We start from the raw sequence: 24,319 nt of genomic DNA, 5'->3' as shown, positions 1-24,319 counted from the left end.
GGCCGCGAAACATCAGGTGTCGGAGGCGACCGACAGGTGTTCGTGACAAGCCAGCCAACGTCCGCCCTGGCGCTTGAAGACGATGGTCTCGCGCTCGGCCAGCCGGTGCTCCTGGCCCGCGATGCGAATGTGCGTGGCTACGTCGTGCATGAAGATCGCCACCTCACCTTGCAGGCTCACCTGCGCGTTGCTGGACTGGCATGCCAGCACGGCAAAGCCCTCGGCCTGCCATTGTGCCCACAGCGTTTCATAGGCATCGCGCGAGAGCAGCGGGTGCGCCAAGGTGTGGAAGAGGAAGGTGGCGTCTTCGCTGAAGCAGGCGAAGTAGCGGGCGGTGTCGTTGCTGGCGAAGGCGTCGACGAGGTCGGCGGCGGCCTGGCGCACTTGGAGGGTCTGGTCCACGGGAGTGGCCTCACGGTTATTGTGATTGTTGAAGCGATTCTGGTGAGGGTTGGCGGGGGGAAAAATCGCTGGGGATAAATAATCAGTTCAGGAATCTGTGAACCAATTTCATGGCCGCACGCATCCTTGTAGGAGCGGGCTTGTCCCGCGATCGGCTGCGCAGCAGCCGTAAAGTCAGCCACTTCGGTGTAGCTGGTTGACCTTGGGTTGCGGCTGCTGCGCAGCCGATCGCGGGCCAAGCCCGCTCCTACAGGTCCAGCGCTGGGCGCTCCAGTAACGGCGTTCACGAAATGGAACGCAGAGGTTCGAATTAAGTGTCTACCGGCGCTTCGTTCATCGAACTAACGTTGTGCCTGTATTTTGCGTAGGCAGCCGTCAAGCGCGGCCTTCGGCGACTGACGGTCGCGTGGTTCACCGGGGGTTGCCTACGCTGATAGTCCCATAACCGCGTTTGTGAACGCCGATCGAACGCGACATGAACGCCCAGGCCGTGGTCACCCACCACGAGCGACTGGACTCCGAACGAGCTGAGTTACCTACCCACCAAGCAAGGAGAAACATCATGGCCTTCCAATACAAGCGTCTGGACAAGAACAACGCCGCTGTTCTGCTGGTCGACCACCAGACTGGCCTGCTCTCCCTGGTACGGGACATCGAGCCCGACCGTTTCAAGAACAACGTGCTGGCCCTGTCGGACCTCGCCAAGTACTTCAAGCTGCCGACCATCCTCACCACCAGTTTCGAAAACGGCCCCAACGGCCCGCTGGTGCCCGAGCTCAAGGAGCAGTTCCCTGACGCGCCGTACATCGCACGCCCAGGCAACATCAATGCCTGGGACAACGAAGACTTCGTCAAGGCGGTCAAGGCCACCGGCAAGAAGCAACTGATCATCGCCGGCGTAGTGACCGAAGTGTGCGTGGCTTTCCCGGCCCTGTCGGCCCTGGAAGAAGGGTTCGATGTGTTCGTGGTCACCGATGCATCGGGCACCTTCAACGAACTGACCCGCGACTCGGCCTGGCGCCGCATGGAAGCTGCCGGTGCGCAGCTGATGACCTGGTTCGGCGTGGCCTGCGAGCTGCACCGCGACTGGCGCAACGACATCGAGGGCCTGGGCACGCTGTTCTCCAATCACATCCCGGACTACCGTAACCTGATGACCAGCTACAGCCTGCTGACGAAGTAACCCGGTTTGGGGAGCCATGCCGTGGCGCATGGCTCTCCGTCCGTGTTTCGAGGTACCGGATGGGTCCACTGATTTCCTATTTCAAGCTGGCTTTGAACCCTGGGCGCGGGGTGCTGTTATTCGCACTGCGCACCCTCGTCGCGGGCCTCCTGTGCCTATATTTGGCCTTCATCTTCGATCTGGAACAACCGAAGTGGGCGCTGATGACCGTGATCATCATCAGCCTGCCGCTGGCCGGCATGACCCTCAAGCGCAGCTTCGCCCAGGTGCTCGGCACTGCGGCGGGTGCCGCCGTGGCGGTAGCGATCATGGCGTTGTTCCCCCAGGCACCGATGCCCTTCATCGTCTGCCTGTCCCTCTGGCTGGCGTTCTGCACGGCCGGGGGCACCTTGTTGCGCTACACCGATTCCCATGCTTTCGTCCTGAGCGGCTTCACTGCCGTGGTGGTGGCGATGCTGGCGGTCCCGGAGCCGGACGGCATTTTCCTGTTGGCCATCACCCGCTTGACCGAAACCTTGCTGGCTGTGGTCTGTGTGGCCGTGGTCAGCCTGTTGACCGCTCGCCCCCAGGCGGTGGCGCAGGGGTATTTCAACAAGGTCGACAGCTTGGTCAAGCTGATCGCCCGCCACGCCGCCGAGGTGGTCCGTACCGAAGAAGACGAAGCGGCTTTCCGTCAACGCCAGGCGCAACTGATCGCCGAGATCAGCGCGCTGGAAGGCCTGCGCCGCCACCTGTATTTCGATGCGCCGCACCTGCGCAGCGCTGATGGGCTGGTGCAGTTGCTGGCCAACCAGCTGGTGCTGCTGGTGTCGCGTCTGCTGGTGTTGCGTCAGCAACGCGAACTGATCAAGCAGCACTGGCAAGGGCCGTTGCCGGCCGACATCCAGCTGCTGCGCCTGGCCGAACTGGACAGCCTGGACGCATTGGCCCGCGATGGCGTGGCCTTGTCGGCGAGCGGGCGCAAGGCGATCCGTAGCTTGCACCAGGGCTTCGACCAGGCTGCCGACCGCGCCGAGTTTCTCAACGAGCCGCTGCCGCCGCGCATGCGTTCGCTGGCCTGGGCTTTGCGCTGGGAGCAGGCGCGCCTGTTGCAGCAGCTCGATGAACTGATCGAACTCAACGAGGCGATCCAGCAGGGGAGGGCGGCCAGTTGCCCCCATGACCAAGGGCGGGTCAGTGCGCTGCACCTGGATTTTCGCCTGGCCGGCATGAACGCCGTGCGGGCATTCCTGGCCTTGTTCCTGGCCGGCTGGTTGTGGGTCGAGACCGCCTGGGACGGCGCACGCTCCGGGGTGATCCTGATCGGTGTGATGTGTTCCCTGATGGCGACCCTGCCGCGGCCCTTGCTGGCGAGCCAGAACTACAACCGTGGCCTGCTGGTGGCGTTGGTGCTGTCGGCCCTCTACCAGTTCGCACTGCTGCCGATCTTCACCGATTTCGAAATGCTCGCCCTGTGCCTGGCGCCGTTGCTCTACCTGGCGGCTGTTGGCCTGGCCAACCCGATGACCGCCGGCATCGGCATGGGCATCGGCCTGATCAGCCTGTTGATGATCGGGCCGCAGAACGTCGGCACCTACCACAACAGCGCCATCCAATGGTTCGAGTTCGCTGGCGGCTACGTGGTCGCCGGGGTGCTGGCGATGGTGGTGTTCGCCCTGGTCTTTCCATTCAATGCAGCAAAACGCATGGCCCGGCTGTTCCGCCTGACCCGTGACGATGTGTACCGGCAGGTGACCGAGGGCAACGGGCTGACCCACCAGTTCGACTTCGAAAGCCGCACGCTCGACCGCCTGTCAGCAATGATCGGCCTGCTGCCTGCCGCCACCGACCCGCGCTCGCGGGAGCTGTTCGACTGCAGCCTGGTCTGCCCGGCACTGGCCATTGCCCTGGTCCAGGCGCGTACCCAGTGCGTGACCAGCGTAGCGCTGCCGGAGGGCACGAAGGCTCGTTTAGGCCTAGTGTTGCAAGAGATGGCCGAGGTCATCGGCGGGCAACGCCAGGTAGACATCGACGGGCTGTTACGGGAGGCCGAACAGGTAGGCCTGGCCCTGGATGCGTTGCACGAGGCGCACCTGGACGCTGATCGGGAAGCGCTGCGGCGGTTGTTCATCCTGCGCGTGGCACTCTCGGTTGCCGGCCAGTTGCTGCAGCGCTATCGGTCAGTCCTGGCAGGGCCTGCGCCGTTGCCTGAAAAGGAGGGCGCCCATGCCCATTGATTTCGAATTTGGCGGTGTCTACCTGCCGCCCATTGCCCAGGCCCTGCTGCTGGGCCTGGTGTTGTTCCTGGTCGCCGATGCCGTGCTGCGGCGGCTTGGCGTGCTGGCGCGGGTCTGGCACCCGGCGCTGTTCCAGGGAGCCCTGTATGCCGCGATCTGCGCGGCCCTCGTGTTGACGATGGGAGCGAGCGTCTGAAATGCCTGCGTTGAAACCTGTTGTGGCCAAGGCCTTGACCTTGGTGGTGTTGGCGATTGCCGCCGGCCTGGTCTGGCTTGCCTGGGACTACTACACCCGTGCCCCATGGACGCGTGATGCGCGGGTGCGGGCGGACGTGGTGACGCTGTCGGCGGAAGTCGCCGGGCGCATCATCGAACTGCCCGTGCAGGACAACCAGTTCGTCCACCGTGGCGACCTGTTGCTGCAGATCGATCCGGCCCGCTACGAACTTGCTGTGCTGCACGCCGAGCGCGCAGTCGAGGTGGCCCGTGCCACCCTGGGCCAGTCGCAGGCTGCCATCGTCGCCAGCGAAGCGCTGCTCAAGCAGCGGCGCAGCGAGGAACAACGGCGCCGCAAACTGCAATCGATGTCGGCGATTTCTGCCGAGGAATGGGAGAAGTCCGGCACCGAGGTCGCCGTGGCCCAGGCCGACCTGCTGCGCGAGCAATCCAACTTGGGCCTGGCGCAGGCCAATGTGCAACTCGCCGAAGCCACCCTCAAGCAGGCGCGCCTGGACCTTGAGCGTACCCGCGTGAGTGCCCCGGTCAATGGCTATGTGACCAACCTACTGACCCGCCAGGGCGACTTCGCCCAGTCCGGCGCGCCGCTGCTGGCCCTGGTGGACAGCGAGTCGTTCCATGTCAGCGGTTACTTCGAGGAAACCAAGCTGCCGAAGATCAAGGTCGGCAGCCGGGCACGCATCGAACTGATGAGCGGCGAGCGGCTGCAAGGCACGGTGGAAAGCATCGCCTACGCGATCACCGACCGGGAGAACCAGCCGGGCAACCGCCTGCTGGCCAACGTCAACCCGAGCTACACCTGGGTCAAGCTGGCCCAGCGCATCCCGGTGCGGTTACGTCTGGAGCGTGACGCTGATGCGCCGCCACTGCGCGCGGGCACTACCGCGACGGTCACCATCCTTGAATAGTGTTTGGGTGGGTCGTCGATGAGCATGATGTTTGACCTCAATGACCTGTACCTCTACAGCAAGGTCGTCGAGCATGGTGGTTTCGCTCCGGCGGGCAGGGTGCTGGGCCTGCCCAAGTCACGCCTGAGCCGGCGCGTGGCCAAGCTCGAGGAGCGCCTGGGCGTGCGCCTGATCCAGCGTTCGACCCGGCAGTTCGCTGTCACCGAAGTGGGCCTGGAGTACTACCACCACTGCGTGTCGATGATGGACAGGGCATTTGCCGCCGAGGATGCCATCGAGCGCAGCCGCGCCGTGCCCAGCGGCATCGTTCGCCTGGCCTGCAGCACCGCGCTGCTGGACTCGCGCCTGGCGCCGATGCTGGCACGGTTCATGGTCGAGTGCCCGGTGGTGGAGCTGCTGGTCAAGAGCTACAACCGGCGGGTGGACGTGATTGGCGAAGGCTTCGACCTGGTCCTGAGCGTGCGCCATCGTCCCCTGGAGAGCAGTGAGCTGATCATGCGCAGGCTGGCCTTGAGCCGGCAGTGCCTGGTAGTAGCGCCAAGGCTGCTGGCCGGCCTGGACCAGCCCTTGCTGCCCTCGGACCTATTCGGCCTGCCTAGCCTTGGCTGGGGTGCCAACGTGCAGGAATACACCTGGGACCTGGATGGGCCGGACGGCAGCGTGGCCTCCATTCGCTTCCGGCCTCGCCTGGTGTCGGATGACCTGGCCGTCTTGCACCAGGGCGCGTTGGGCGGTGTGGGCGTGGCGTTGTTGCCGGAGGAGCTGGTGCGCGCCGACCTGGCTGCTGGTCGCCTGGTGCACGCGTTGGAAGGCTGGACGCCGAGGCTCGGGGAAATCGTCGCACTGTTTCCTTCTCGTCGGGGCCTGATGCCCGCTGTGCGCAAGCTGATCGACTTTCTGGTCGAGGCGTTCGAGCAGGAGGCGATGAGGCTGTGACGAACCACCCAGCCATAAACGAAAAACCCCTTGAAGCGCCTGTCCTCAAGGGGTTTTTTCTATCGTGTGGTGATCACACGTTGAAGCGGAAGTGCATCACATCGCCATCCTTGACGATGTAGTCCTTGCCTTCCAGGCGCCATTTACCGGCTTCCTTGGCGCCGCTTTCACCCTTGAACTGGATGAAGTCGTCGTAGGCCACCACTTCGGCGCGGATGAAGCCTTTCTCGAAGTCGGTGTGGATAACGGCAGCGGCTTGCGGGGCGGTGGCGCCGACGCGTACGGTCCAGGCGCGGACTTCCTTCACACCGGCGGTGAAGTAGGTCTGCAGGTTGAGCAGGCTGTAGCCAGCGCGGATCACGCGGTTCAGGCCAGGCTCTTCCAGGCCCAGGGCCTCGAGGAACATGTCCTTCTCTTCACCTTCTTCCAGTTCGGCGATCTCGGCTTCGATCTTGTTGCACACCGGCACCACGACCGCGCCTTCTTCCTCGGCGATGGCCTTGACCACGTCCAGGTGCGGGTTGTTCTCGAAGCCGTCTTCGGCAACGTTGGCGATGTACATCACAGGCTTGCTGGTCAGCAGGTGGAAGCCGCGGATGACGGCCTTCTCTTCGACGCTCATGTTCTTCATCAGGCTGCGCGCCGGCTTGCCGTCGGTGAAGTGGGCGATGAGTTGCTCCAGCAGGGCCTTCTGTGCCAGGGCGTCCTTGTCGCCGCCCTTGGCGTTACGTGCGACCTTCTGCAGTTGCTTCTCGCAGCTGTCGAGGTCGGCGAAGATCAGTTCCAGGTCGATGATCTCGATGTCACGCTTGGGGTCGACGCTGTTGGAGACGTGGATCACGTTCTCGTCTTCGAAGCAGCGCACCACGTGGGCGATGGCGTCGGTCTCGCGGATGTTGGCGAGGAACTTGTTGCCCAGGCCTTCACCTTTCGACGCGCCGGCGACCAGGCCGGCGATGTCGACGAATTCCATGGTGGTAGGCAGCACGCGCTCAGGCTTGACGATGGCAGCCAGGGCGTCCAGGCGTGCGTCGGGCATCGGTACGATGCCGCTGTTCGGCTCGATGGTGCAGAAGGGGAAGTTCTCTGCCGCGATGCCGGACTTGGTCAGGGCGTTGAACAGGGTGGACTTGCCGACGTTGGGCAGGCCGACGATGCCGCAATTGAAACCCATGGGTATTCCCCTCTCTAGGAAATCAGGCCTTCTGGCTGTGCAGTTCGCGCATCGCCTTGGCGAAGTCGCCGGCGAGGACGTCCGGCATCACGCCGAGGGCAAAATCGATGCTGGCGTCGAGCTTCTCCTGCTCGGCGCGCGGTGCGCGGCCCAGGACGAAGTTGGAGACCAGTTTGGCGTCGCCCGGGTGGCCGATGCCAAGCCGCAGGCGGTGGAAGTCGTTCTGGTTGCCGAGCTGCGCGATGATGTCGCGCAGGCCGTTGTGCCCACCATGGCCGCCGCCCTTCTTGAGCTTGGCAATGCCAGGAGGCAGGTCGAGTTCGTCATGCGCCACCAGGATCGCTTCCGGCTTGATGCGGAAGAAATTGGCCAGAGCCGCCACGGACTGACCGCTGCGGTTCATGTAGGTGGTGGGAATCAGCAGGCGAACATCGTTGCCCTGATGGCTGAACTTAGCCGTCAGGCCGAAATACTTTTTGTCAGCGGACAGCGAAACGCGCTGGGCACTGGCAAGGCGTTCAACGAAAAGAGCCCCTGCGTTATGCCGGGTCTGTTCGTATTCGGGGCCGGGGTTACCCAGGCCGACGATCAACTGGATGGCGGTCACGTCAGGGGCTCTTCCTTGGAGTTGGTGGGTTACGGTGCGCGCGGCACTGTAACCCGATCAACGCCGGCGCGCGAGTGGATTACTCGGCAGCGCCTTCAGCAGCTTCAGCGGCAACGCGCGGAGCGTGGACGTTGGCAACAGCTTTGTCATCACCGTGGGCCAGAGCGACGAACTCTACGCCTTTCGGAGCTTTCAGGTCCGACAGGTGGATGATGGTGCCGATTTCAGCGTTGGCCAGGTCGACCTCGATGAACTCAGGCAGGTCCTTGGCTTCGCAGGACACTTCGATCTCGGACTCGACGTGGGAGATCTCGCCGCCTTTCTTGACCGGGGCTTCTTCGTTGATGAAGTGAACCGGTACCTTGGCGGTCAGCTTCTGGCCTGCAACGACGCGAACGAAGTCGGCGTGCATGATGAAGCCTTTGGCCGGGTGACGCTGCAGGGCCTTGACCACGACGTTCTGCTTGGCGCCGTCGACATTCAGTTCCAGAACGTGGCTGAAGGCAGCTTCGTTTTCGAACAGCTTGGCGATTTCCTTGGCCACGATGGTCAGGGACTGGGCTTCTTTATCACCGCCGTAGACAACGGCAGGGATGCTGGCGGAATGACGCAGGCGGCGGCTCGCACCTTTCCCCAGGTCAGTACGCGCTTGGGCGTTCAGGGTGAAGTTAGTCATTTTGTTTCTCCAAAATAGCCTCCCGAGGGCGTTTGCGACCAGCGCCAACGGGGATGGCAAAAAAGCCCCGCCCCGACAACCAGTGTCGGGGCGGGGCGCTTCTCGTCAGTGAGTGTTCCGCTTAGCGGAACATCGCGCTGATCGATTCTTCGTTGCTGATGCGGCGGACCGCCTCAGCGACAACCGGTGCGATATCCAGCTGGCGGATACGGTCACAGGCTTGAGCAGCGGCGGACAGCGGGACGGTGTTGGTCACCACCAGCTCGTCCAGTACCGACTTCTCGATGTTCTCGATCGCACGGCCCGACAGGACAGGGTGCGTGCAGTAGGCGTAAACCTTGGCAGCGCCATGTTCTTTCAGGGCCTTGGCCGCGTGGCACAGGGTGCCGGCGGTATCGACCATATCGTCTACCAGGATGCAGGTGCGCCCCTCGACGTCGCCGATGATGTGCATGACCTCGGAGTGGTTGGCCTTTTCGCGGCGTTTGTCGATGATCCCGAGGTCGACGCCCAGGGACTTGGCCACGGCACGCGCACGTACCACGCCACCGATGTCCGGGGAGACGATCATCAGGTTCTCGAAACGCTGGTCTTCGATGTCGTCGACCAGTACGGGCGAGCCGTAGATGTTGTCGACGGGGATATCGAAGAAGCCCTGGATCTGGTCAGCGTGCAGGTCGACGGTGAGTACACGGTCGATACCCACGACAGTGAGCATGTCAGCGACGACTTTGGCGCTGATGGCTACACGTGCCGAACGCGGACGGCGGTCCTGGCGGGCGTATCCGAAGTAGGGAATCACGGCGGTGATTCGAGACGCTGAGGAGCGGCGGAAGGCGTCGGCCATCACCACCAGTTCCATCAGATTGTCATTGGTAGGAGCACAGGTTGGCTGGATGATGAAGACGTCCTTACCACGAACATTTTCATTGATCTCAGCACTGATTTCGCCGTCGGAGAATTTACCGACAGAAACATCACCCAGTGGAATATGCAGCTGACGTACGACACGCCGAGCCAGATCGGGGTTGGCATTCCCCGTGAAGACCATCATCTTGGACACGCGCAGTACCTGAAGGCTGAGGGTAACCTGGATGAGTATAAGGAAAATGGCAGGGGCGGCTGGATTCGAACCAACGCATGGCAGGATCAAAACCTGCTGCCTTACCGCTTGGCGACGCCCCTGTATCTGTTGCTGCGAGCGCTAGGCACTCGACTTCTTGATCAGACTTTGCAGCTTGCGATGCAACATCGAAACATTGCTTCCCTTTGCCACAAACCCTGTTTGGGTCTCTGAAAGAAGGGCCAGAACTTTATCAGCTTCGGCTTTGCTTGGGAAGGCCCCAAACACGCAACTTCCAGTGCCGGTCATTCGAGCTTCCGTATATTTACCCAGTGAATTCAATGCGTTGCGAACTTCTGGATAACGTTGCTCAACTACCGGTTGGCAGTCATTTCGACTGTTTCCCTCGGGAACGGGGCGCATCTTAAGGGGGAGGGAATCACGTGTCAACTCTGGATGCGAAAAAATTTCCGCTGTGCTGACAGACACTTGCGGCACCAGCACGACGTACCAAGGCTCTTCGGGGTCGACCGGGGTCAGTTGCTCGCCCACGCCCTGGGCGAAGGCGGCATGGCCACGCACGAACACCGGCACATCGGCGCCAAGGGCAAGGCCCAGGGCGGCCAGGCGGTCTTCGTCCCAGTCCAGCTGCCACAGGTGCGCCAGCGCCAGCAGGGTGGTGGCGGCATCGGAGCTGCCGCCACCGATGCCGCCGCCCATGGGCAGGACCTTGTCGAGCCAGATGTCGGCGCCCAGCGAGGTGCCGGATTGCGCCTTGAGCATGCGGGCTGCGCGCACGATCAGGTTGCTGTCATGGGGGACTGCTTCGATCTCGGTGTGCAGGTGGATCTGGCCATCATCACGCAGGGCGAAGCTGAGCTCATCGCCGTGGTCGAGGAACTGGAACACGGTTTCCAGCTCGTGGTAGCCGTCCGGGCGTCGGCCGGTGATGTGCAGCCACAGGTTGAGCTTGGCCGGGGCGGGCAGGGTGAGCGTGGCCATGGATCAATGCCCCAGCTGGCGGGGTTGCCAGTCCTTGACCACTAGGGTGACATCCAGGTCCTGGCCATGCAGCTTCAGGCGCTCGGGCAGCCAATAGCCGTTCTGCTGGGTGTAGCTCAGGTACTGCACCTGCCAGCCATCCTGGCTCAGGCTGGCCAGGCGGCTGTCGCTGTCCAGGGTCAATTGGCTCTTGCTGTCCGGCGCGGGCAGGCCGCGGACCCACCACACCAGGTGCGAGACCGGTAGCTGCCAGCCCAGCTGCTCTTCGAGCAGGGCTTCGGGGCTTGGCGCTTCGTAGCGGCCCTGGTTGGCCACTTCCAGCACCACGCCACCGGGGCGTCCGGTCAGGCGGGCGGCGCCACGGCCCAGGGGGCCGGCCAGGCGAATGTCGTAGTAGTCCTGGCGTTGCAGCCAGAACAGGGTGCCGCTGCCGGAGTCACGCGGTGCGCGGATACCGACCTTGCCGTTGATCTGCCAGCCGTCGAGGGTGCTCAACTGCGCTTTGTGGGCACGCCACTGCTGCGGGTCGCCTTGGCCTTGCAGGGCTTCGCGGCTTGTGAAGCCGGCGCAGCCGGCGAGCAGGGCGATCAGGGTGAAGGTGATGCAATGACGCAGGAACATGTCTACAGGGTCTCTGATCCGGTCAGGCGCAGGAGGGTCTTGCGCAGGATGGGGCTGTCGGGCTGGCCTTCGAAGGCTTTGGCCCAGACCTGTCGGGCTTCACGGCGCTTGCCGTTGGCCCAGAGGACTTCGCCCAGGTGGGCGGCCACTTCATGGTCGGGGAAGCGTTCCAGGGCCTGGCGCAGCAGGCGTTCGGCCTCGTCGAGGTTGCCCAGGCGGTAGTTCACCCAGCCCAGGCTGTCGAGCACTGCCGGGTCGTCCGGGGTGAGCTGGTGGGCTTTTTCGATCAGCGCCTTGGCTTCGGTGTAGCGGCTGGTGCGGTCGGCCAGGGTATAGCCGAGGGCATTCAGGGCCATGGCGTTCTCCGGCTCGCGCGCGATGATGGCGCGCAGATCCTTTTCCATCTGCGGCAGGTCGTCGCGTTTTTCGGCCAGCATGGCGCGGGTGTAGAGCAGGTTCAGGTCGTCCGGGTAGCGCTTGATGGCCTGGGCCAGGACTTGCTCGGCCTGGGCGTCCTTGCTGTTGTTGCCGTAGCTCTCGGCTTCGATCAGGTACAGCTGGATGGCGTAGTCGGGCTGGGCTTCGCGAGCCTCGGCGAGCAGGCGCGAGGCCTCGGTGGCACGGCCGTTGGCGATGAGGATGTCGGCCTGGCGCAGCTGTGCCGGCAGGTAGTCGGGGCCCGGCCCGACCAGGGCGTACTCACGCAGCGCCGCCTCGGGGTCGCCGCGCTCTTCGCGGATGCGGCCCAGGTTCAGGTGTGCGGCGTCGACATTGCTGTCGCGCTCGACCAGCTCCTGCAGGTAGCCTTCGGCTTCGTCCCAGTTTTTGTTCTCCATGCTCACCAGGGCGAGCGAATAGCGTAGCTCGTCATCCTCGGGGTACTGCTGCAGCAGGCTTTCGAACTCGGCCTTGGCATCGACCATGCGATCCTGTTCGACCAGGGTACGGGCATAGGTCAGGCGCAGGCGCTTGTCGTCGGGGTTGTCGCGTATGGCTCCGCGCAGCAGCGGCAGGGCTTCCGGGCCACGGTCCAGCGCCTGCAGCAGGCGCGCGCGCAGCAGCACCGGAGCTACTTCGCCGTTCTGTGGCGGGTGCGCCTCGAGCAGGTCGAGGGCTTGCTGGGTCTTGCCGTCCTGGTTGAGCAGCAGGGCCTTGCCGAATACCAACTGGCCGTTGTCCGGGTGTTTGACCAGCAGGCGGTCGAAGCTTTGTAGCAAGCCATCGCGGGTGTTCTGGTCGGTTTCGGCGGCCGACAGGGCAAGGAAGTCGAAATGGGTGTCGCCTTTGCCCTGGAGGACTTTCTCCATGTAGGTCATGGATTCGTCGTAGCGCCCGGCGCGGGCCAGTTGGATGGCGGCGGCGCGTTGCGCGTCGAGGTTCTGTTTATCGTTACGGGCCCAGATCAGGGCGGTGTCCAGGGACGGCTCGTCGGCGCCCAGGTACTCGGCGATGCGGTAGGCGCGTTCGGAGACCGCCGGGTCCTGGGTCTTCTCGGCCTGGTCGACATAGTTGGCCAGGGCGATGTCGAAGCGGTTGCGTTGGCCGGCAAGTTCGGCCACCAGCAGGCTGTACAGGGTTTCCTGCTTGAACGATCCATACGCCACGGGCTTTTGTGGTTCGCCCTTGCCGGCCTCGGCCACGGGCGGCTCGGCCTCGTTGTTCTGCGGGGCCAGGCTTTGGCAACCCTGGAGCAGGGCAAGGGCAAGCAGCAATGCGTAGGACTTGTTCATAAAGGAGGCTTTGGATACCGGCGGTCGGAGCATGATGACACAAGCGCGAGGGCAAACCCACCAGTGCGGTGTCTGGTTAACTGCGACCTTTTGGGGGGAGTAGGGTTCCACGATACCTGGCCTCAGGCACGCAGCCCCAGGCATACACCCTTGCTATCGCGACAATAGCGAACGGTGGTTGTTCTGGAACCTGCGAAGTAGGACAATTATCGGCTTCTCGTCACAACCAGCGACCTTGCATGGCCTTTCTTGCACTTGGTATCAACCATAAGACTGCCTCGGTAGACGTACGCGAGCGCGTGGCGTTTACGCCAGAGCAGCTGGTCGATGCCCTGCAGCAGCTCTGCCGACTGACCGCCAGCCGCGAGGCCGCGATCCTGTCGACCTGCAACCGCAGTGAACTCTATATAGAGCAGGACCACCTGGCCGCCGATGCGGTGCTGCAATGGCTGGCCGAGTACCACCAGCTGAGCCTCGACGAGCTGCGCGCCAGCGCCTACATCCACGAGGAGCACGACGCCGTCAAGCACATGATGCGCGTGGCCTCCGGCCTGGATTCCCTGGTGCTCGGCGAGCCGCAGATCCTCGGCCAGATGAAGTCCGCCTACGCTGTCGCCCGCGAGGCCGGTACCATTGGCCCACTGCTCGGGCGCCTGTTCCAGGCCACCTTCAGCGCCGCCAAGCAAGTGCGCACCGACACCGCCATCGGCGAAAACCCGGTTTCGGTGGCCTTCGCCGCTGTCAGCCTGGCCAAGCAGATCTTCAGCGACCTGGGGCGCAGCCAGGCACTGCTGATCGGTGCCGGCGAGACCATCACCCTGGTTGCCCGCCACCTGCATGAGCAGGGCGTGCGCCGGATCGTCGTGGCCAACCGCACCCTCGAACGGGCCAGCACCCTGGCCGAGCAGTTCGGTGCCCACGCGGTGCTGCTGTCCGATATCCCCCAGGAGCTTGCCAACAGCGATATCGTCATCAGTTCCACGGCCAGCCAATTGCCGATCCTGGGCAAAGGTGCAGTGGAAAGCGCCCTGAAACAGCGTCGGCACAAGCCGATCTTCATGGTCGACATCGCCGTACCGCGGGATATCGAGCCGCAGGTCGGCGAGCTGGACGACGTCTACCTCTATACCGTCGACGACTTGCATGAAGTGGTCGCGGAAAACCTCAAGAGCCGCCAGGGCGCTGCCCAGGCAGCGGAGGAGCTGGTGTCGGTGGGCGCCGAGGACTTCATGGCGCGCCTGCGCGAGCTGGCTGCGGTGGATGTGCTCAAGGCCTACCGCCAGCAGAGCGAACGCCTGCGCGACGAAGAACTGCAAAAGGCCCAGCGCCTGCTCGCCAATGGCGGCAACCCCGAAGACGTGCTCGCCCAGCTGGCGCGGGGGCTGACCAACAAACTCCTGCATGCACCCAGCGTGCAACTGAAAAAGCTCTCCGCCGAAGGCCGCCTCGATGCGCTGGCCATGGCCCAGGAACTCTTTGCCCTCAACGAGGGCTCGACGGACAAGACCCCGCAATGAAAGCGTCGCTGCTCAATAAACTGGATACCCTCCAGGACCGCTTCGAGGAACTCACCGCCCTGCTGGGCGATGCCGAAGTCATCACCGACCAGACGCGTTTTCGCGCCTATTCGCGCGAGTACGCCGAAGTCGAGCCGGTGATCGACGCCTATAAGGAGTGGCGCAAGGTCCAGGACGACCTGGAAGGCGCCCAGGCGTTGCTCAAGGACAGCGACCCGGACCTGCGTGAGATGGCCGTCGAGGAGGTTCGCGAGGCCAAGGAACAGTTGGTCGGCCTGGAGTCGCAGCTGCAGCGCATGCTGCTGCCCAAGGACCCCAACGACGGTCGCAACGTGTTCTTGGAAATCCGTGCCGGCACCGGCGGTGACGAGGCGGCGATTTTCTCCGGCGACCTGTTCCGCATGTATTCGCGCTATGCCGAGAAGCGTGGCTGGCGCCTGGAAATTCTCTCCGAGAACGAAGGTGAGCACGGCGGCTACAAGGAAATCATCGCCCGGGTCGAGGGCGAGAACGTGTATGGCAAGCTCAAGTTCGAGTCTGGTGCGCACCGCGTGCAGCGGGTGCCAGAGACCGAATCCCAAGGCCGTATCCACACCTCCGCCTGCACCGTGGCCGTGCTGCCCGAGCCGGATGAGCAGGTCGCCATCGAGATCAACCCGGCCGACCTGCGGGTCGACACCTACCGTGCCTCCGGTGCCGGTGGCCAGCACGTCAACAAGACCGATTCGGCGATCCGCATCACCCACTTGCCCACCGGGATCGTGGTCGAGTGCCAGGAGGAACGCTCTCAACATAAAAACCGCGCCCGGGCCATGTCGTGGTTGTCGGCCAAGCTCAACGACATGCAGACCAGCGCCGCACAGAACGCCATCGCCAGCGAGCGCAAGCTGCTGGTGGGCTCGGGCGACCGCTCCGAGCGTATCCGCACCTACAATTATCCACAGGGCCGGGTGACCGATCACCGCATCAACCTGACCCTGTATTCGCTCGACGATATCCTGGCCGGCGGTGTCGATGCCGTGATCGAGCCCCTGCTGGCCGAGTACCAGGCCGACCAGCTGGCCGCCCTGGGGGATTGAATGACCATCATCGCCAGCCTGCTGCGCAACGCGCAGCTGCCGGATTCCCCGACCGCGCGCCTGGATGCCGAGCTGTTGCTCGCCGCAGCCCTGGGCAAGTCGCGCAGCTACCTGCATACCTGGCCCGAGCGTATCGTCGGCAGCGAAGCAGCCGAGACGTTCGCCGGCTACCTGGCCCGCCGCCGTGCCGGTGAGCCGGTGGCCTATATCCTCGGCCAGCAAGGGTTCTGGAAGTTGGACCTGGAAGTGGCGCCGCACACGTTGATTCCACGCCCGGAAACCGAGCTGCTGGTGGAAGCCGCCCTGGCCCGGGTGCCGCCCCGCCCTGCGCGCGTGCTCGACCTGGGGACTGGCACCGGCGCCATTGCCCTGGCCCTGGCAAGCGAATGCCCGGCCTGGCAGGTGACGGCACTGGACCGCGTCCCGGAGGCCGTGGCCCTGGCCGAGCGCAACCGTGAGCGCCTTGGCCTGGGTAATGCCCAGGTGCGCCTGAGCGACTGGTACGGCGCCGTGGCCGGCGAGCGCTTCGACCTGATCCTCAGCAACCCGCCCTATATCGCGGCAGGTGACCCGCACCTGGTGGCCGGCGATGTGCGTTTCGAGCCCAGCAGCGCGTTGGTGGCCGGAGCCGATGGCCTGGACGACCTGCGCGTGATCATCGCCCAGGCGCCCGAGCACCTGCTGCCCGGTGGCTGGCTGCTGCTCGAACACGGCCACGATCAGGCCGTGGCGGTGCGCGAACTGCTGGCCAGCCACGGCTTCGTCGAGGTGGCCAGCCAGCGCGACCTGGCCGACCACGAACGTATTTCCATGGGGCGACTGCCATGCTGAGTGATCAGGAACTGTTGCGCTACAGCAGGCAGATCCTGCTGGCCCAAGTGGATATCGACGGCCAGTTGCGGCTCAAGCGCAGCAAGGCGCTGGTGGTCGGCCTGGGTGGGCTCGGCTCGCCGGTGGCCTTGTACCTTGCCGCTGCCGGGGTGGGCGAACTGCACCTGGCCGACTTCGATACCGTCGACCTGACCAACCTGCAGCGCCAGGTCATCCATGACAGCGACAGCGTGGGCATGAGCAAGGTCGACTCGGCGCTCAAGCGCCTGCAGGCGATCAACCCCGAGATCAGCCTGGTCGCCTATCGCCAGGCGCTGGATGAAGACTCCCTCGCCGCGGCCGTGGCAGCGGTCGATGTGGTGCTGGACTGCTCCGACAACTTCTCCACCCGCGAGGCGGTCAACGCCGCGTGTGTCGCGGCCGGCAAGCCGTTGGTCAGTGGTGCGGCGATTCGCCTGGAGGGGCAGTTGTCGGTGTTCGACCCACGTCGTGACTACAGCCCTTGCTACCACTGCCTCTATGGCCATGGCAGCGACGCCGAGCTGACCTGCAGCGAGGCCGGCGTGCTCGGGCCGTTGGTTGGCTTGGTCGGCAGCCTACAGGCCTTGGAGGCGATGAAGCTGCTGGCCGGTTTCGGTGACCCGCTGATCGGCCGCCTGCTGCTGATCGATGCCCTCGGCACGCGCATGCGCGAACTGCGCGTCAAGCGCGACCCGGCGTGCCCTGTGTGTGGCAGCCGGCATGGCTGAGGGTTCGGCGCCGGTCGGCGTGATGGACTCGGGGGTCGGCGGCCTGTCGGTGCTCGCCGAGATCCAGCGCCTGCTGCCCAGCGAGTCGCTGCTGTATGTCGCCGACAGCGGCCATGTGCCCTATGGCGAGAAGTCCCCGGACTACATCCGCCAACGCCTGCGCCACATCGCCGGGTTCTTCCGCGAGCAGGGCGCCAAGGCCATGGTGCTGGCCTGCAACACCGCTACGGTGGCGGCAGTCGCCGACCTGCGCGAGCTGTATCCGGACTGGCCCCTGGTCGGCATGGAGCCTGCGGTCAAGCCGGCGGCGTCGGCCACCCGTTCCGGCGTGGTCGGTGTCCTGGCCACCACCGGCACCTTGCAGAGCGCCAAGTTCGCGGCCTTGCTCGATCGGTTCGCCAATGACGTGCAGGTGGTGACCCAGCCGTGCCCTGGGCTGGTCGAACGCATCGAGGCCGGGGACCTCGACAGCCCCGAGCTGCGGCAACTGCTGTGGGGCTATGTGCAGCCTTTGCTGGCGGCCGGGTGCGATACCGTCATTCTCGGCTGCACCCACTATCCCTTCCTGCGCCCGCTGCTGGCGCAGATGGTACCTTCGGACGTGGTGATCATCGATACCGGCGCCGCCGTTGCGCGACAGTTGCAGCGCTTGCTGGCTGCGCGGGGCCTGCTGGCCGCGGGACCGGCGCGCAGTACCGCATTCTGGACCAGCGCGCAGCCGCAGTCGTTGGGCACGGTGCTGCCGCTGCTCTGGGGTAGGGCCGACCCGGTTCAGCCTTTCCCGCTGTAGCCTTCCGCTCCCAATAGGGCAGACGCCTCCTCATCTGCACACTCCCTGAAACGCCGCCAGAGCCCGCGCCCGGCTGCTGGCCAGATCGACGATCGGCCGAGGGTAGGGCGCCGCGAACAAGTCGCCGCTGCCCCCGGGTTCATGAACAGTCTTGTCATCGAGCTCCTGCAGCTCCGGCAGCCAATGGCGGATGAACTGCCCCTGTGGATCGAAGCGACGCGACTGGCTGATCGGGTTGAAGATCCGGAAGTACGGCACCGCATCGGTCCCGGTGGAGGCGCTCCACTGCCAGCCGCCATTGTTGGCGGCCAGGTCGCCATCGATCAGGTGACGCATGAAATGGCGTTCGCCCAGTCGCCAGTCGATCAGCAGGTTCTTGCTCAGGAACATGGCGACCACCATGCGCAGGCGGTTGTGCATCCAGCCGGTATGGCGCAGCTGGCGCATGGCCGCATCGATCAGTGGAAAGCCGGTGCGCCCCGCCTTCCAGGCTTCCAGGTCTTCGGGGGCGTCGCGCCAGGGCAAGGCTTCAGTATGGGCGCGGAAGGCCCGATGCCGGGCGACCTGTGGATAACCCACCAGGATGTGCTTGTAGAACTCCCGCCAGAGCAGTTCGTTGATCCAGGTTCGTACGCCGGCGTTGCCGCTGTCCAGCTCGCCTTGGTTGCCGAGCAGGGCTGCATGCAGGCATTGACGTGGCGAGATCACGCCGGCGGCCAGGTAAGGCGACAGCTGGCTGGTACCGGTCCTGGCGGGCAGGTCGCGCAGACGAGGATAGTCCTCGACGATTTCATCGATGAAACGGGTGAGGCGGCGCTGCGCTTCGTTTTCACCCGCTGGCCAATGCTCGCGCAGGCTTCGCGACGGTGCGGCAAAGCCGGAGAAGGCCTGGGGAATCGGATCGCTGGCGATGCCTGTCGGCGCCTGGCCCGTCACCCTCGGGGCCAGGGGCGGCAGGCTCAGGCGCAGCTGTTCCAGGCACGCCTTTCGAAACTGGCCGAACACCTGGAAGTAATGACCGCTGCGGGTAAGCACCGAGCCCGGGCGCAGCAGCAGTTGGTCCAGGTGGCCCTGGGCTGCGATGCCGGCCTCGTGCAGCAACGCCTGCGTACGTGCGTCGCGCTGCTGTTCGTTGACGCCGTATTCCTCGTTCCAGTGCACGCCTTGCACCCGGTATTGCCGGCATACCTCCAGCACCGCCTGGGGCGCTTGCTGCCAGGTGTCGACCTGGCGAACCAGCAACGGTATCTCCAGGCGCTCCAGCGACTGGCGCAGGGCATGCAGGTTACGCAGCCAGAAATCGACCTTGCAGGCGGCATCGTCATGGGCCTGCCATTGGCCGGGGCTGGCCAGCCACAGGGCGAGGGTCGGCCCGCGCGCACAGGCGGCGCTCAAGGCGTGGTTGTCATCGACGCGCAGGTCGGTGCGCAGCCAGATCAATTGCATGGTGAAGCGCCTCGTCCGGTTATGCGGCATCGGGTGAATGGAGGGCCGGTTGCAGGTAGACCTGCTGCAGCAGGTAGGGGTCAGGGTGCCCGTGCAGGTGGTGCCTGAGCAGGGCCAGGGGAGCCGTCAGCGGTACGATGCCTTGCTGGTAGTGGCTGATGGTTTCCTGCAACTGTCTGCGCTCGTGCTGCGCCAGCACGGGGCGCAGATAACCGCTCAGATGCTGCAATACATTGGTGTGGGTACCCCGGCTGGGCGTGTGCTGCAGGGCCTGCAGCAACAGGTTGAAGTAATTCGCGCCGAGCTGCTGCGGATCGTCATCGCCGGACATGCTGCCCAGCAGGCGCCCCAGTTCCCGGTAGGTCTGAGGGCTGCAGGCCATTACCAAGTACTTGTAGCGCGAATGGAAGCGCACCAGCGCGCCACGGCTCAGGCCTTCGGCAAGCAAGTGCTGCCATTGCGCGTGCGCCTGGGCTTGAAAGGGGGTGGTGGTAAGGTTGTCGGCATCCTTCATCGCTGCGTCCATAAAACTTGTACATTCATATATTTTTGTACAAGCTGATTTCAACACAGCGCCGAGGTTATGCAAGCGATTTTTAAACAGGGCGTACCGTGAAAGAGTGTTCGAGCTCGAGCACCGCCGGTGCGATGCTTGGCTCAAGCCTTCACAGGCAGGTTTACTCCAGGTGTTCCAGCAACCGCCGGGCAGCTTCCTGGCCACTGAGCCAGGCGCCTTCGACGCGGCCGGACAAGCACCAGTCGCCACAGGCATACAGGCCCAGGTCGGCATCGGCCAGGGCGCCCCATTCGTGGTTGCCGGCCGGGCGGGCATAGAGCCAGCGGTGCGCCAGGGCAAAGGTAGGCGCCGGTACCACGCAGCCTACCAGCTCGGCGAACTCGCCCCACAACTGTTCGATCACGTCTTCCTTGGGCAGGTCGATGTGCTGCTTGCTCCAGCTGGAGGTAGCGTGCAGCACCCAGGTGTCCAGGTGCTCGTCGCGTCCCGGCTTGCTGCGGTTGCGAGCCAGCCAGTCGAGGGGGTTGTCCTGCACGAAGCAGCCTTGCATGGGGGTATCGAGGGCGGACTGGAACGCCAGGGCAACGGCCCAGGTCGGTTCCATCTGCACGCCCGCGGCCACGGCGGCGAGTTTCGGCGTCGCAGCCAGCAGGGGCGTGGCCTGCGGTGCGGGCACGGCGATCACCACGCGGCTGAACGGGCCGTGGCTGCAGCCTTCGGTGTCCTGCAGGTGCCAGTACTGCTTGCCGCGGAACACTTCGGCGATGCGGCAGCCAAAATTCACCGTCACATCCTTGAGCAATCCACGGGTGATGGCGCTCATGCGCGGTACGCCCACCCAGCGTATCTGCTCGTCGGGAGAGGACGTCAGCTCGCCGTCTCGGTAGTTGTACAGCTGTGGTTTCCATTGTTCGGCCCAGCCTGCGGCGACCCAGTGCTGCACTTGCTCGACGAAGCGCCGATCGCGAGCGGTGAAATACTGGGCACCCAGGTCCAGCGCACCGGCCTCGCTGCGCTTGCTGGCCATGCGGCCGCCGCTGCCATGGCCTTTGTCGAACAGGTGAACGGTCTGCCCGGCTTTCTGCAGGGCCTGTGCGGCGGACAGGCCGGCGATTCCGGCACCGATGATGGCAATAGGTACTGTCATGATGGCCTCTTCGAAACCTTGCTGTTGGCAGACTACGCGGTCAGGCAAACCTGTACAATGCAATGTTTTCGTATAAGGTTATTCCGCTCGATAGGACAGGTTGGCCTATGTTTATCCGAGAGCATCCGGTCTAAAAAGTGCCTGTGTTCTTAAAAATAGACCACGGGCGCAGCTTGCGAGGACACAGCCATGCATATATTGCTGACCGGCGGTACAGGTTTGATCGGCCACCACCTCTGCCAGTTCTGGCGCGACCAGGGGCATCGCCTGACGGTCTGGAGCAGGCGCCCCGAACAGGTACCAGGTATCTGTGGTACGGGGGTGCGCGGCATCGCGCGCCTGGACGAACTGATCGCAGACGACAAAGTGGATGCGGTGATCAACCTGGCGGGCGCGCCAATCGCCGATCGCCCGTGGACGGCTGCGCGGCGGACGTTGCTGTGGGCCAGTCGCATCACCCTCACCGAGCAGTTGCTGGCTTGGCTGGAAAGCCGCGAGCAGCGCCCCGAGGTGCTGGTTTCGGGCTCGGCGGTGGGCTGGTATGGCGACGGTGGCGAACGCGAACTGACCGAGGCGTCGCCGCCAGTGAAGGAGGACTTCGCCAGCCAATTGTGTATCGCTTGGGAAGAAACCGCCCAGCGTGCGCAGCGGCTGGGTATCCGCGTGGTGCTGGTGCGCACAGGCCTGGTACTGGCCAGCGATGGCGGCTTTTTGTCGCGTCTGCGCATGCCCTTCAAGCTGGGGCTCGGCGGGCCCTTGGGCGATGGTCGACAGTGGATGCCCTGGGTTCATATAGAAGACCAGATCGCCTTGATTGATTTTCTCTTGCAGCACAAGGACTGCAGCGGTCCTTATAATGCCTGCGCGCCGGAGCCGGTGCGCAACCGCGAATTCGCCAAGCGCCTGGGTCGCACGCTGCATCGGCCCGCTGTGCTGCCGGTGCCGGCGTTGCTGCTCAAGGCTGGGTTGGGCGAGCTGTCGACGTTGTTGCTCGGTGGCCAGCGCGCTCGCCCGGTTCGCCTGCTGGCGGCAGGTTTCACGTTCCGCTTCAACGATCTGCAATCGGCCCTGGACAACCTGTCCAGCCGCCTCTGACATAGGACGCTGCATGACCGATCACGCTCTGCTGCTGGTCAACCTGGGTTCGCCGGCCTCCACCTCGGTGGCCGACGTGCGCCGTTACCTCAACCAGTTCCTCATGGACCCCTACGTGATCGACCTGCCTTGGCCCGTGCGGCGCCTGCTGGTGTCGCTGATCCTGATCAAGCGCCCGGAACAGTCGGCTCACGCCTACGCCTCGATCTGGTGGGACGAGGGCTCGCCCCTGGTGGTGCTGACCCGCCGCCTGCAGGCGGCCATGGCCGAGCATTGGCCCCATGGCCCGGTGGACATCGCCATGCGCTACGGCGAGCCAGCCTTGCCCGAGGTGCTGGAGCGCCTGGCGGCCCAAGGCGTGCGCAAGGTCACCCTGGCGCCGCTTTATCCACAGTTCGCCGACAGCACCGTGACCACGGTGGTGGAGCTGGCGAAGCAGACCCTCACTGAGCGCCAATTACCGTTGCAGATGCGCGTGCTGCAGCCGTTCTATGAACACCCCGACTACATCGAGGCGCTGGCCGCTAGCGCCAGGCCGTACCTGGAGCAGGACTACGACCACCTGCTGCTGAGCTTCCATGGCCTGCCCGAACGCCACCTGAAGAAGCTCGACCCGACCGGCCAGCATGACTTCCAGGCCGCCGATTGCTGCAAGGAGGCCAGTGCGGAGATGCGAGCGGTCTGCTATCGCGGCCAATGCCTGGCCACCGCGCGGGCCTTCGCGCAGAAAATGGGTATCCCGGACGGCAAGTGGTCGGTGTCGTTCCAGTCGCGCTTGGGGCGTGCCAAATGGATCGAGCCCTACACCGAGACGCGCTTGGACGAGCTGGGCAAGGCGGGGGTGAGGAGGCTGCTGGTGATGTGCCCTGCATTCGTTGCCGATTGCATCGAGACGCTGGAAGAGATCGGCATGCGCGGCAGCGAGCAGTTTATCGAGGCCGGTGGCAAGGAGCTGGTACTTGTGCCTTGCCTGAATGACCACCCGCAGTGGGTGAAGGTGTTGGCAGGGATGTGCGAAAAGGCCTGATATAGCGGGGCCGCCTTGCGGCGCTCCTACAGGAGCACGCGGTCCCCTGTAGGAGCGGCCTTGTGCCGCGAAAGGGCTGCGCAGCAGCCCCCGCGATTTCAGTCATCCAGCTGCTTGTGCTTCCAGCTGTCATTGCCCGGCAGGATCAGGTTCAGCGCGATGGCCACGATGGCGCACAGGGCGATGCCCTTCAGGCCCCAGTCGTCCGGGCCGTCGCCGCTGCCGATCAGCACACCGCCGATACCGAACACCAAGGTCACCGAGACGATCACCAGGTTGCGTGCCTCGGCCAGGTCGATCTTGTGGCGGATCATGGTGTTCATGCCCACCGCGGCGATAGAGCCGAACAGCAGGCAAAGAATGCCGCCCATCACCGGTACCGGGATGCTTTGCAACAGTGCGCCGAACTTGCCGATGAAGGCCAGGGTGATGGCGAAGATCGCCGCCCAGGTCATGATCTTCGGGTTGTAGTTCTTGGTCAGCATCACCGCGCCGGTCACTTCGGCATAGGTGGTGTTGGGCGGGCCGCCGAACAGGCCGGCTGCGGTGGTGGCCAGGCCGTCACCGAGCAGGGTGCGGTGCAGGCCGGGCTTCTTCAGGTAGTCGCGGCCGGTCACGCTGCCCACGGCGATCACCCCGCCGATATGCTCGATGGCCGGCGCCAGCGCCACCGGAACGATGAACAGGATCGCCTGCCAGTTGAAGGCCGGGGCCGTGAACCTGGGCAGCTCCAGCCAAGGCGCGGCCGCGATCTTGGCGGTGTCGACCACGCCGAAGGCGAACGACAGGCCAAAGCCCACCAGCACGCCGGCGATGATCGGCACCAGGCGGAAGATGCCCTTGCCGAACACGGCCACGATCAGCGTGGTCAGCAACGCCGGCATGGAGATCAGCATCGCGGTCTTGTACGGCATCAATACGCTGCCATCGCCGCCCTTGCCCATGGCCATGTTGGCGGCGATCGGCGCCATGGCAAGGCCGATGGAGATGATCACCGGGCCGATCACCACCGGCGGCAACATGCGGTCGATGAAGCCGGTGCCCTTGATCTTCACCATCAGGCCCATGAAGGTGTACACGAAGCCGGCTGCCATCACGCCGCCCATGGTCTCGGCCAGGCCGAACTGGCCTTTGGCGAGAATGATCGGGGTGATGAAGGCAAAGCTCGAGGCCAGGAAGACCGGGACCTGGCGTCCGGTGACCAGTTGGAACAGCAGGGTGCCGATACCCGCGGTGAACAGGGCCACGTTGGGGTCCAGGCCGGTGATCAGCGGCATCAGCACCAGCGCGCCGAATGCCACGAAGAGCATCTGCGCGCCCGAGACGACCTGGCGCCAAAGCGGGTCGTTGAAGCCGTCCTGCATGA

The 24,319-nt window shown here is 64.6% G+C and carries 23 protein-coding genes, 1 tRNA gene and 1 pseudogene; 12 read left to right on the top strand and 13 right to left on the bottom strand.

Annotated features, from left to right (window positions below):
* Positions 1-12 precede the first annotated feature (12 nt).
* A complete protein-coding gene (locus AC1MHZ_RS06555) occupies positions 13-402 on the bottom strand; it encodes a YybH family protein (protein WP_084858600.1) in 390 nt (129 codons plus the stop codon).
* 562 nt (positions 403-964) lie between these two features.
* Between AC1MHZ_RS06555 and ycaC the strand changes: the two genes are divergently transcribed.
* Genes ycaC through AC1MHZ_RS06530 form a run of 5 tightly spaced genes read left to right on the top strand, consistent with a single transcriptional unit; the run spans position 965 to position 5,882 of the window.
* Entirely contained in the window at positions 965-1,585 is a 621-nt protein-coding gene (gene ycaC, locus AC1MHZ_RS06550; protein ID WP_084858599.1) for an isochorismate family cysteine hydrolase YcaC, read from the top strand.
* Positions 1,586-1,644: 59 nt separating this feature from the next.
* The gene (locus AC1MHZ_RS06545; protein ID WP_084858598.1) at positions 1,645-3,801 is read left to right on the top strand and encodes an FUSC family protein; all 2,157 of its coding nucleotides are present in this window, start codon (positions 1,645-1,647) and stop codon (positions 3,799-3,801) included.
* Entirely contained in the window at positions 3,791-3,997 is a 207-nt protein-coding gene (locus tag AC1MHZ_RS06540; protein WP_084858597.1) for a DUF1656 domain-containing protein, read from the top strand. Before AC1MHZ_RS06545 ends, AC1MHZ_RS06540 begins: the two co-directional genes overlap by 11 nt.
* A gap of 1 nt (position 3,998) precedes the next feature.
* Entirely contained in the window at positions 3,999-4,946 is a 948-nt protein-coding gene (locus AC1MHZ_RS06535; protein WP_416768003.1) for an HlyD family secretion protein, read from the top strand.
* Between the two features lie 27 nt (positions 4,947-4,973).
* Complete coding sequence (locus tag AC1MHZ_RS06530; protein ID WP_084858634.1) at positions 4,974-5,882, top strand: LysR substrate-binding domain-containing protein; 909 nt, start codon at positions 4,974-4,976, stop codon at positions 5,880-5,882.
* Between the two features lie 73 nt (positions 5,883-5,955).
* Here the strand turns inward: AC1MHZ_RS06530 and ychF are convergent, their stop codons facing one another.
* The 8 genes from ychF to AC1MHZ_RS06490 all read right to left on the bottom strand — a co-directional run bounded on the left by ychF (position 5,956) and on the right by AC1MHZ_RS06490 (position 12,755).
* Entirely contained in the window at positions 5,956-7,056 is a 1,101-nt protein-coding gene (gene ychF, locus AC1MHZ_RS06525; RefSeq protein ID WP_084858596.1) for a redox-regulated ATPase YchF, read from the bottom strand.
* A gap of 22 nt (positions 7,057-7,078) precedes the next feature.
* Positions 7,079-7,663 (bottom strand): aminoacyl-tRNA hydrolase, encoded by a 585-nt coding sequence (gene pth, locus AC1MHZ_RS06520; RefSeq protein ID WP_084858595.1) that lies wholly within the window; start codon positions 7,661-7,663, stop codon positions 7,079-7,081.
* 79 nt (positions 7,664-7,742) lie between these two features.
* Positions 7,743-8,339 (bottom strand): 50S ribosomal protein L25/general stress protein Ctc, encoded by a 597-nt coding sequence (locus AC1MHZ_RS06515; RefSeq protein ID WP_084858594.1) that lies wholly within the window; start codon positions 8,337-8,339, stop codon positions 7,743-7,745.
* Positions 8,340-8,460: 121 nt separating this feature from the next.
* Positions 8,461-9,402, bottom strand: a complete 942-nt coding sequence (locus tag AC1MHZ_RS06510; RefSeq protein WP_016391678.1) for a ribose-phosphate pyrophosphokinase — start codon at positions 9,400-9,402, stop codon at positions 8,461-8,463.
* A 47-nt stretch (positions 9,403-9,449) separates the two neighbouring features.
* Positions 9,450-9,524, bottom strand: a tRNA-Gln gene (locus AC1MHZ_RS06505).
* A gap of 19 nt (positions 9,525-9,543) precedes the next feature.
* Positions 9,544-10,404, bottom strand: coding sequence for a 4-(cytidine 5'-diphospho)-2-C-methyl-D-erythritol kinase (ispE, locus tag AC1MHZ_RS06500; protein WP_084858593.1), 861 nt, complete (start codon positions 10,402-10,404; stop codon positions 9,544-9,546).
* 3 nt (positions 10,405-10,407) lie between these two features.
* Positions 10,408-11,025 carry a lipoprotein insertase outer membrane protein LolB gene (gene lolB, locus AC1MHZ_RS06495; protein WP_084858592.1) on the bottom strand — a complete coding sequence of 206 codons (618 nt, stop codon included), beginning with the start codon at positions 11,023-11,025 and terminating at the stop codon, positions 10,408-10,410.
* Between the two features lie 2 nt (positions 11,026-11,027).
* Positions 11,028-12,755 (bottom strand): tetratricopeptide repeat protein, encoded by a 1,728-nt coding sequence (locus tag AC1MHZ_RS06490; protein WP_084858591.1) that lies wholly within the window; start codon positions 12,753-12,755, stop codon positions 11,028-11,030.
* Positions 12,756-12,994: 239 nt separating this feature from the next.
* Between AC1MHZ_RS06490 and hemA the strand changes: the two genes are divergently transcribed.
* The 5 genes from hemA to murI are packed head-to-tail and all read left to right on the top strand — an operon-like array spanning position 12,995 to position 17,721.
* The gene (gene hemA / locus AC1MHZ_RS06485) at positions 12,995-14,272 is read left to right on the top strand and encodes a glutamyl-tRNA reductase (protein ID WP_084858590.1); all 1,278 of its coding nucleotides are present in this window, start codon (positions 12,995-12,997) and stop codon (positions 14,270-14,272) included.
* Complete coding sequence (gene prfA / locus AC1MHZ_RS06480) at positions 14,269-15,351, top strand: peptide chain release factor 1 (RefSeq protein WP_084858589.1); 1,083 nt, start codon at positions 14,269-14,271, stop codon at positions 15,349-15,351. Before hemA ends, prfA begins: the two co-directional genes overlap by 4 nt.
* A complete protein-coding gene (gene prmC, locus AC1MHZ_RS06475; RefSeq protein ID WP_482966152.1) occupies positions 15,352-16,182 on the top strand; it encodes a peptide chain release factor N(5)-glutamine methyltransferase in 831 nt (276 codons plus the stop codon).
* Entirely contained in the window at positions 16,176-16,931 is a 756-nt protein-coding gene (locus AC1MHZ_RS06470) for a molybdopterin-synthase adenylyltransferase MoeB (protein WP_482966151.1), read from the top strand. Before prmC ends, AC1MHZ_RS06470 begins: the two co-directional genes overlap by 7 nt.
* Positions 16,924-17,721, top strand: a complete 798-nt coding sequence (murI, locus tag AC1MHZ_RS06465; protein ID WP_482966150.1) for a glutamate racemase — start codon at positions 16,924-16,926, stop codon at positions 17,719-17,721. Before AC1MHZ_RS06470 ends, murI begins: the two co-directional genes overlap by 8 nt.
* Before the next feature lie 30 nt (positions 17,722-17,751).
* Here the strand turns inward: murI and phrB are convergent, their stop codons facing one another.
* From phrB to AC1MHZ_RS06450, 3 genes and pseudogenes are all read right to left on the bottom strand, one after another.
* The gene (gene phrB, locus AC1MHZ_RS06460; RefSeq protein ID WP_482966149.1) at positions 17,752-19,167 is read right to left on the bottom strand and encodes a deoxyribodipyrimidine photo-lyase; all 1,416 of its coding nucleotides are present in this window, start codon (positions 19,165-19,167) and stop codon (positions 17,752-17,754) included.
* Between the two features lie 19 nt (positions 19,168-19,186).
* A pseudogene (locus AC1MHZ_RS06455) lies at positions 19,187-19,636 on the bottom strand (YbgA family protein); the annotation flags it as partial.
* Between the two features lie 208 nt (positions 19,637-19,844).
* Positions 19,845-20,831, bottom strand: coding sequence for an NAD(P)/FAD-dependent oxidoreductase (locus AC1MHZ_RS06450; RefSeq protein ID WP_482966148.1), 987 nt, complete (start codon positions 20,829-20,831; stop codon positions 19,845-19,847).
* A gap of 189 nt (positions 20,832-21,020) precedes the next feature.
* Here AC1MHZ_RS06450 and AC1MHZ_RS06445 point away from each other — a divergent pair, with 189 nt between their 5' ends.
* Together AC1MHZ_RS06445 and hemH are read left to right on the top strand one after the other, a co-directional pair.
* Positions 21,021-21,926: a TIGR01777 family oxidoreductase gene (locus AC1MHZ_RS06445; protein WP_084858582.1), complete on the top strand. Its 906-nt coding sequence runs from the start codon at positions 21,021-21,023 to the stop codon at positions 21,924-21,926.
* A 13-nt stretch (positions 21,927-21,939) separates the two neighbouring features.
* Positions 21,940-22,953: a ferrochelatase gene (gene hemH / locus AC1MHZ_RS06440; protein WP_084858581.1), complete on the top strand. Its 1,014-nt coding sequence runs from the start codon at positions 21,940-21,942 to the stop codon at positions 22,951-22,953.
* Positions 22,954-23,051: 98 nt separating this feature from the next.
* On the opposite strand, the gene AC1MHZ_RS06435 is transcribed toward hemH, so the two are convergent.
* Positions 23,052-24,317 (bottom strand): uracil-xanthine permease family protein, encoded by a 1,266-nt coding sequence (locus AC1MHZ_RS06435; protein ID WP_084858580.1) that lies wholly within the window; start codon positions 24,315-24,317, stop codon positions 23,052-23,054.
* Positions 24,318-24,319: the final 2 nt, after the last annotated feature.

Source organism: Pseudomonas sp. FA-1 (assembly GCF_056856075.1).
The sequence above is the reverse complement of the archived record's forward strand: the minus strand, read 5'-3'. Positions and strand labels throughout refer to the sequence as shown.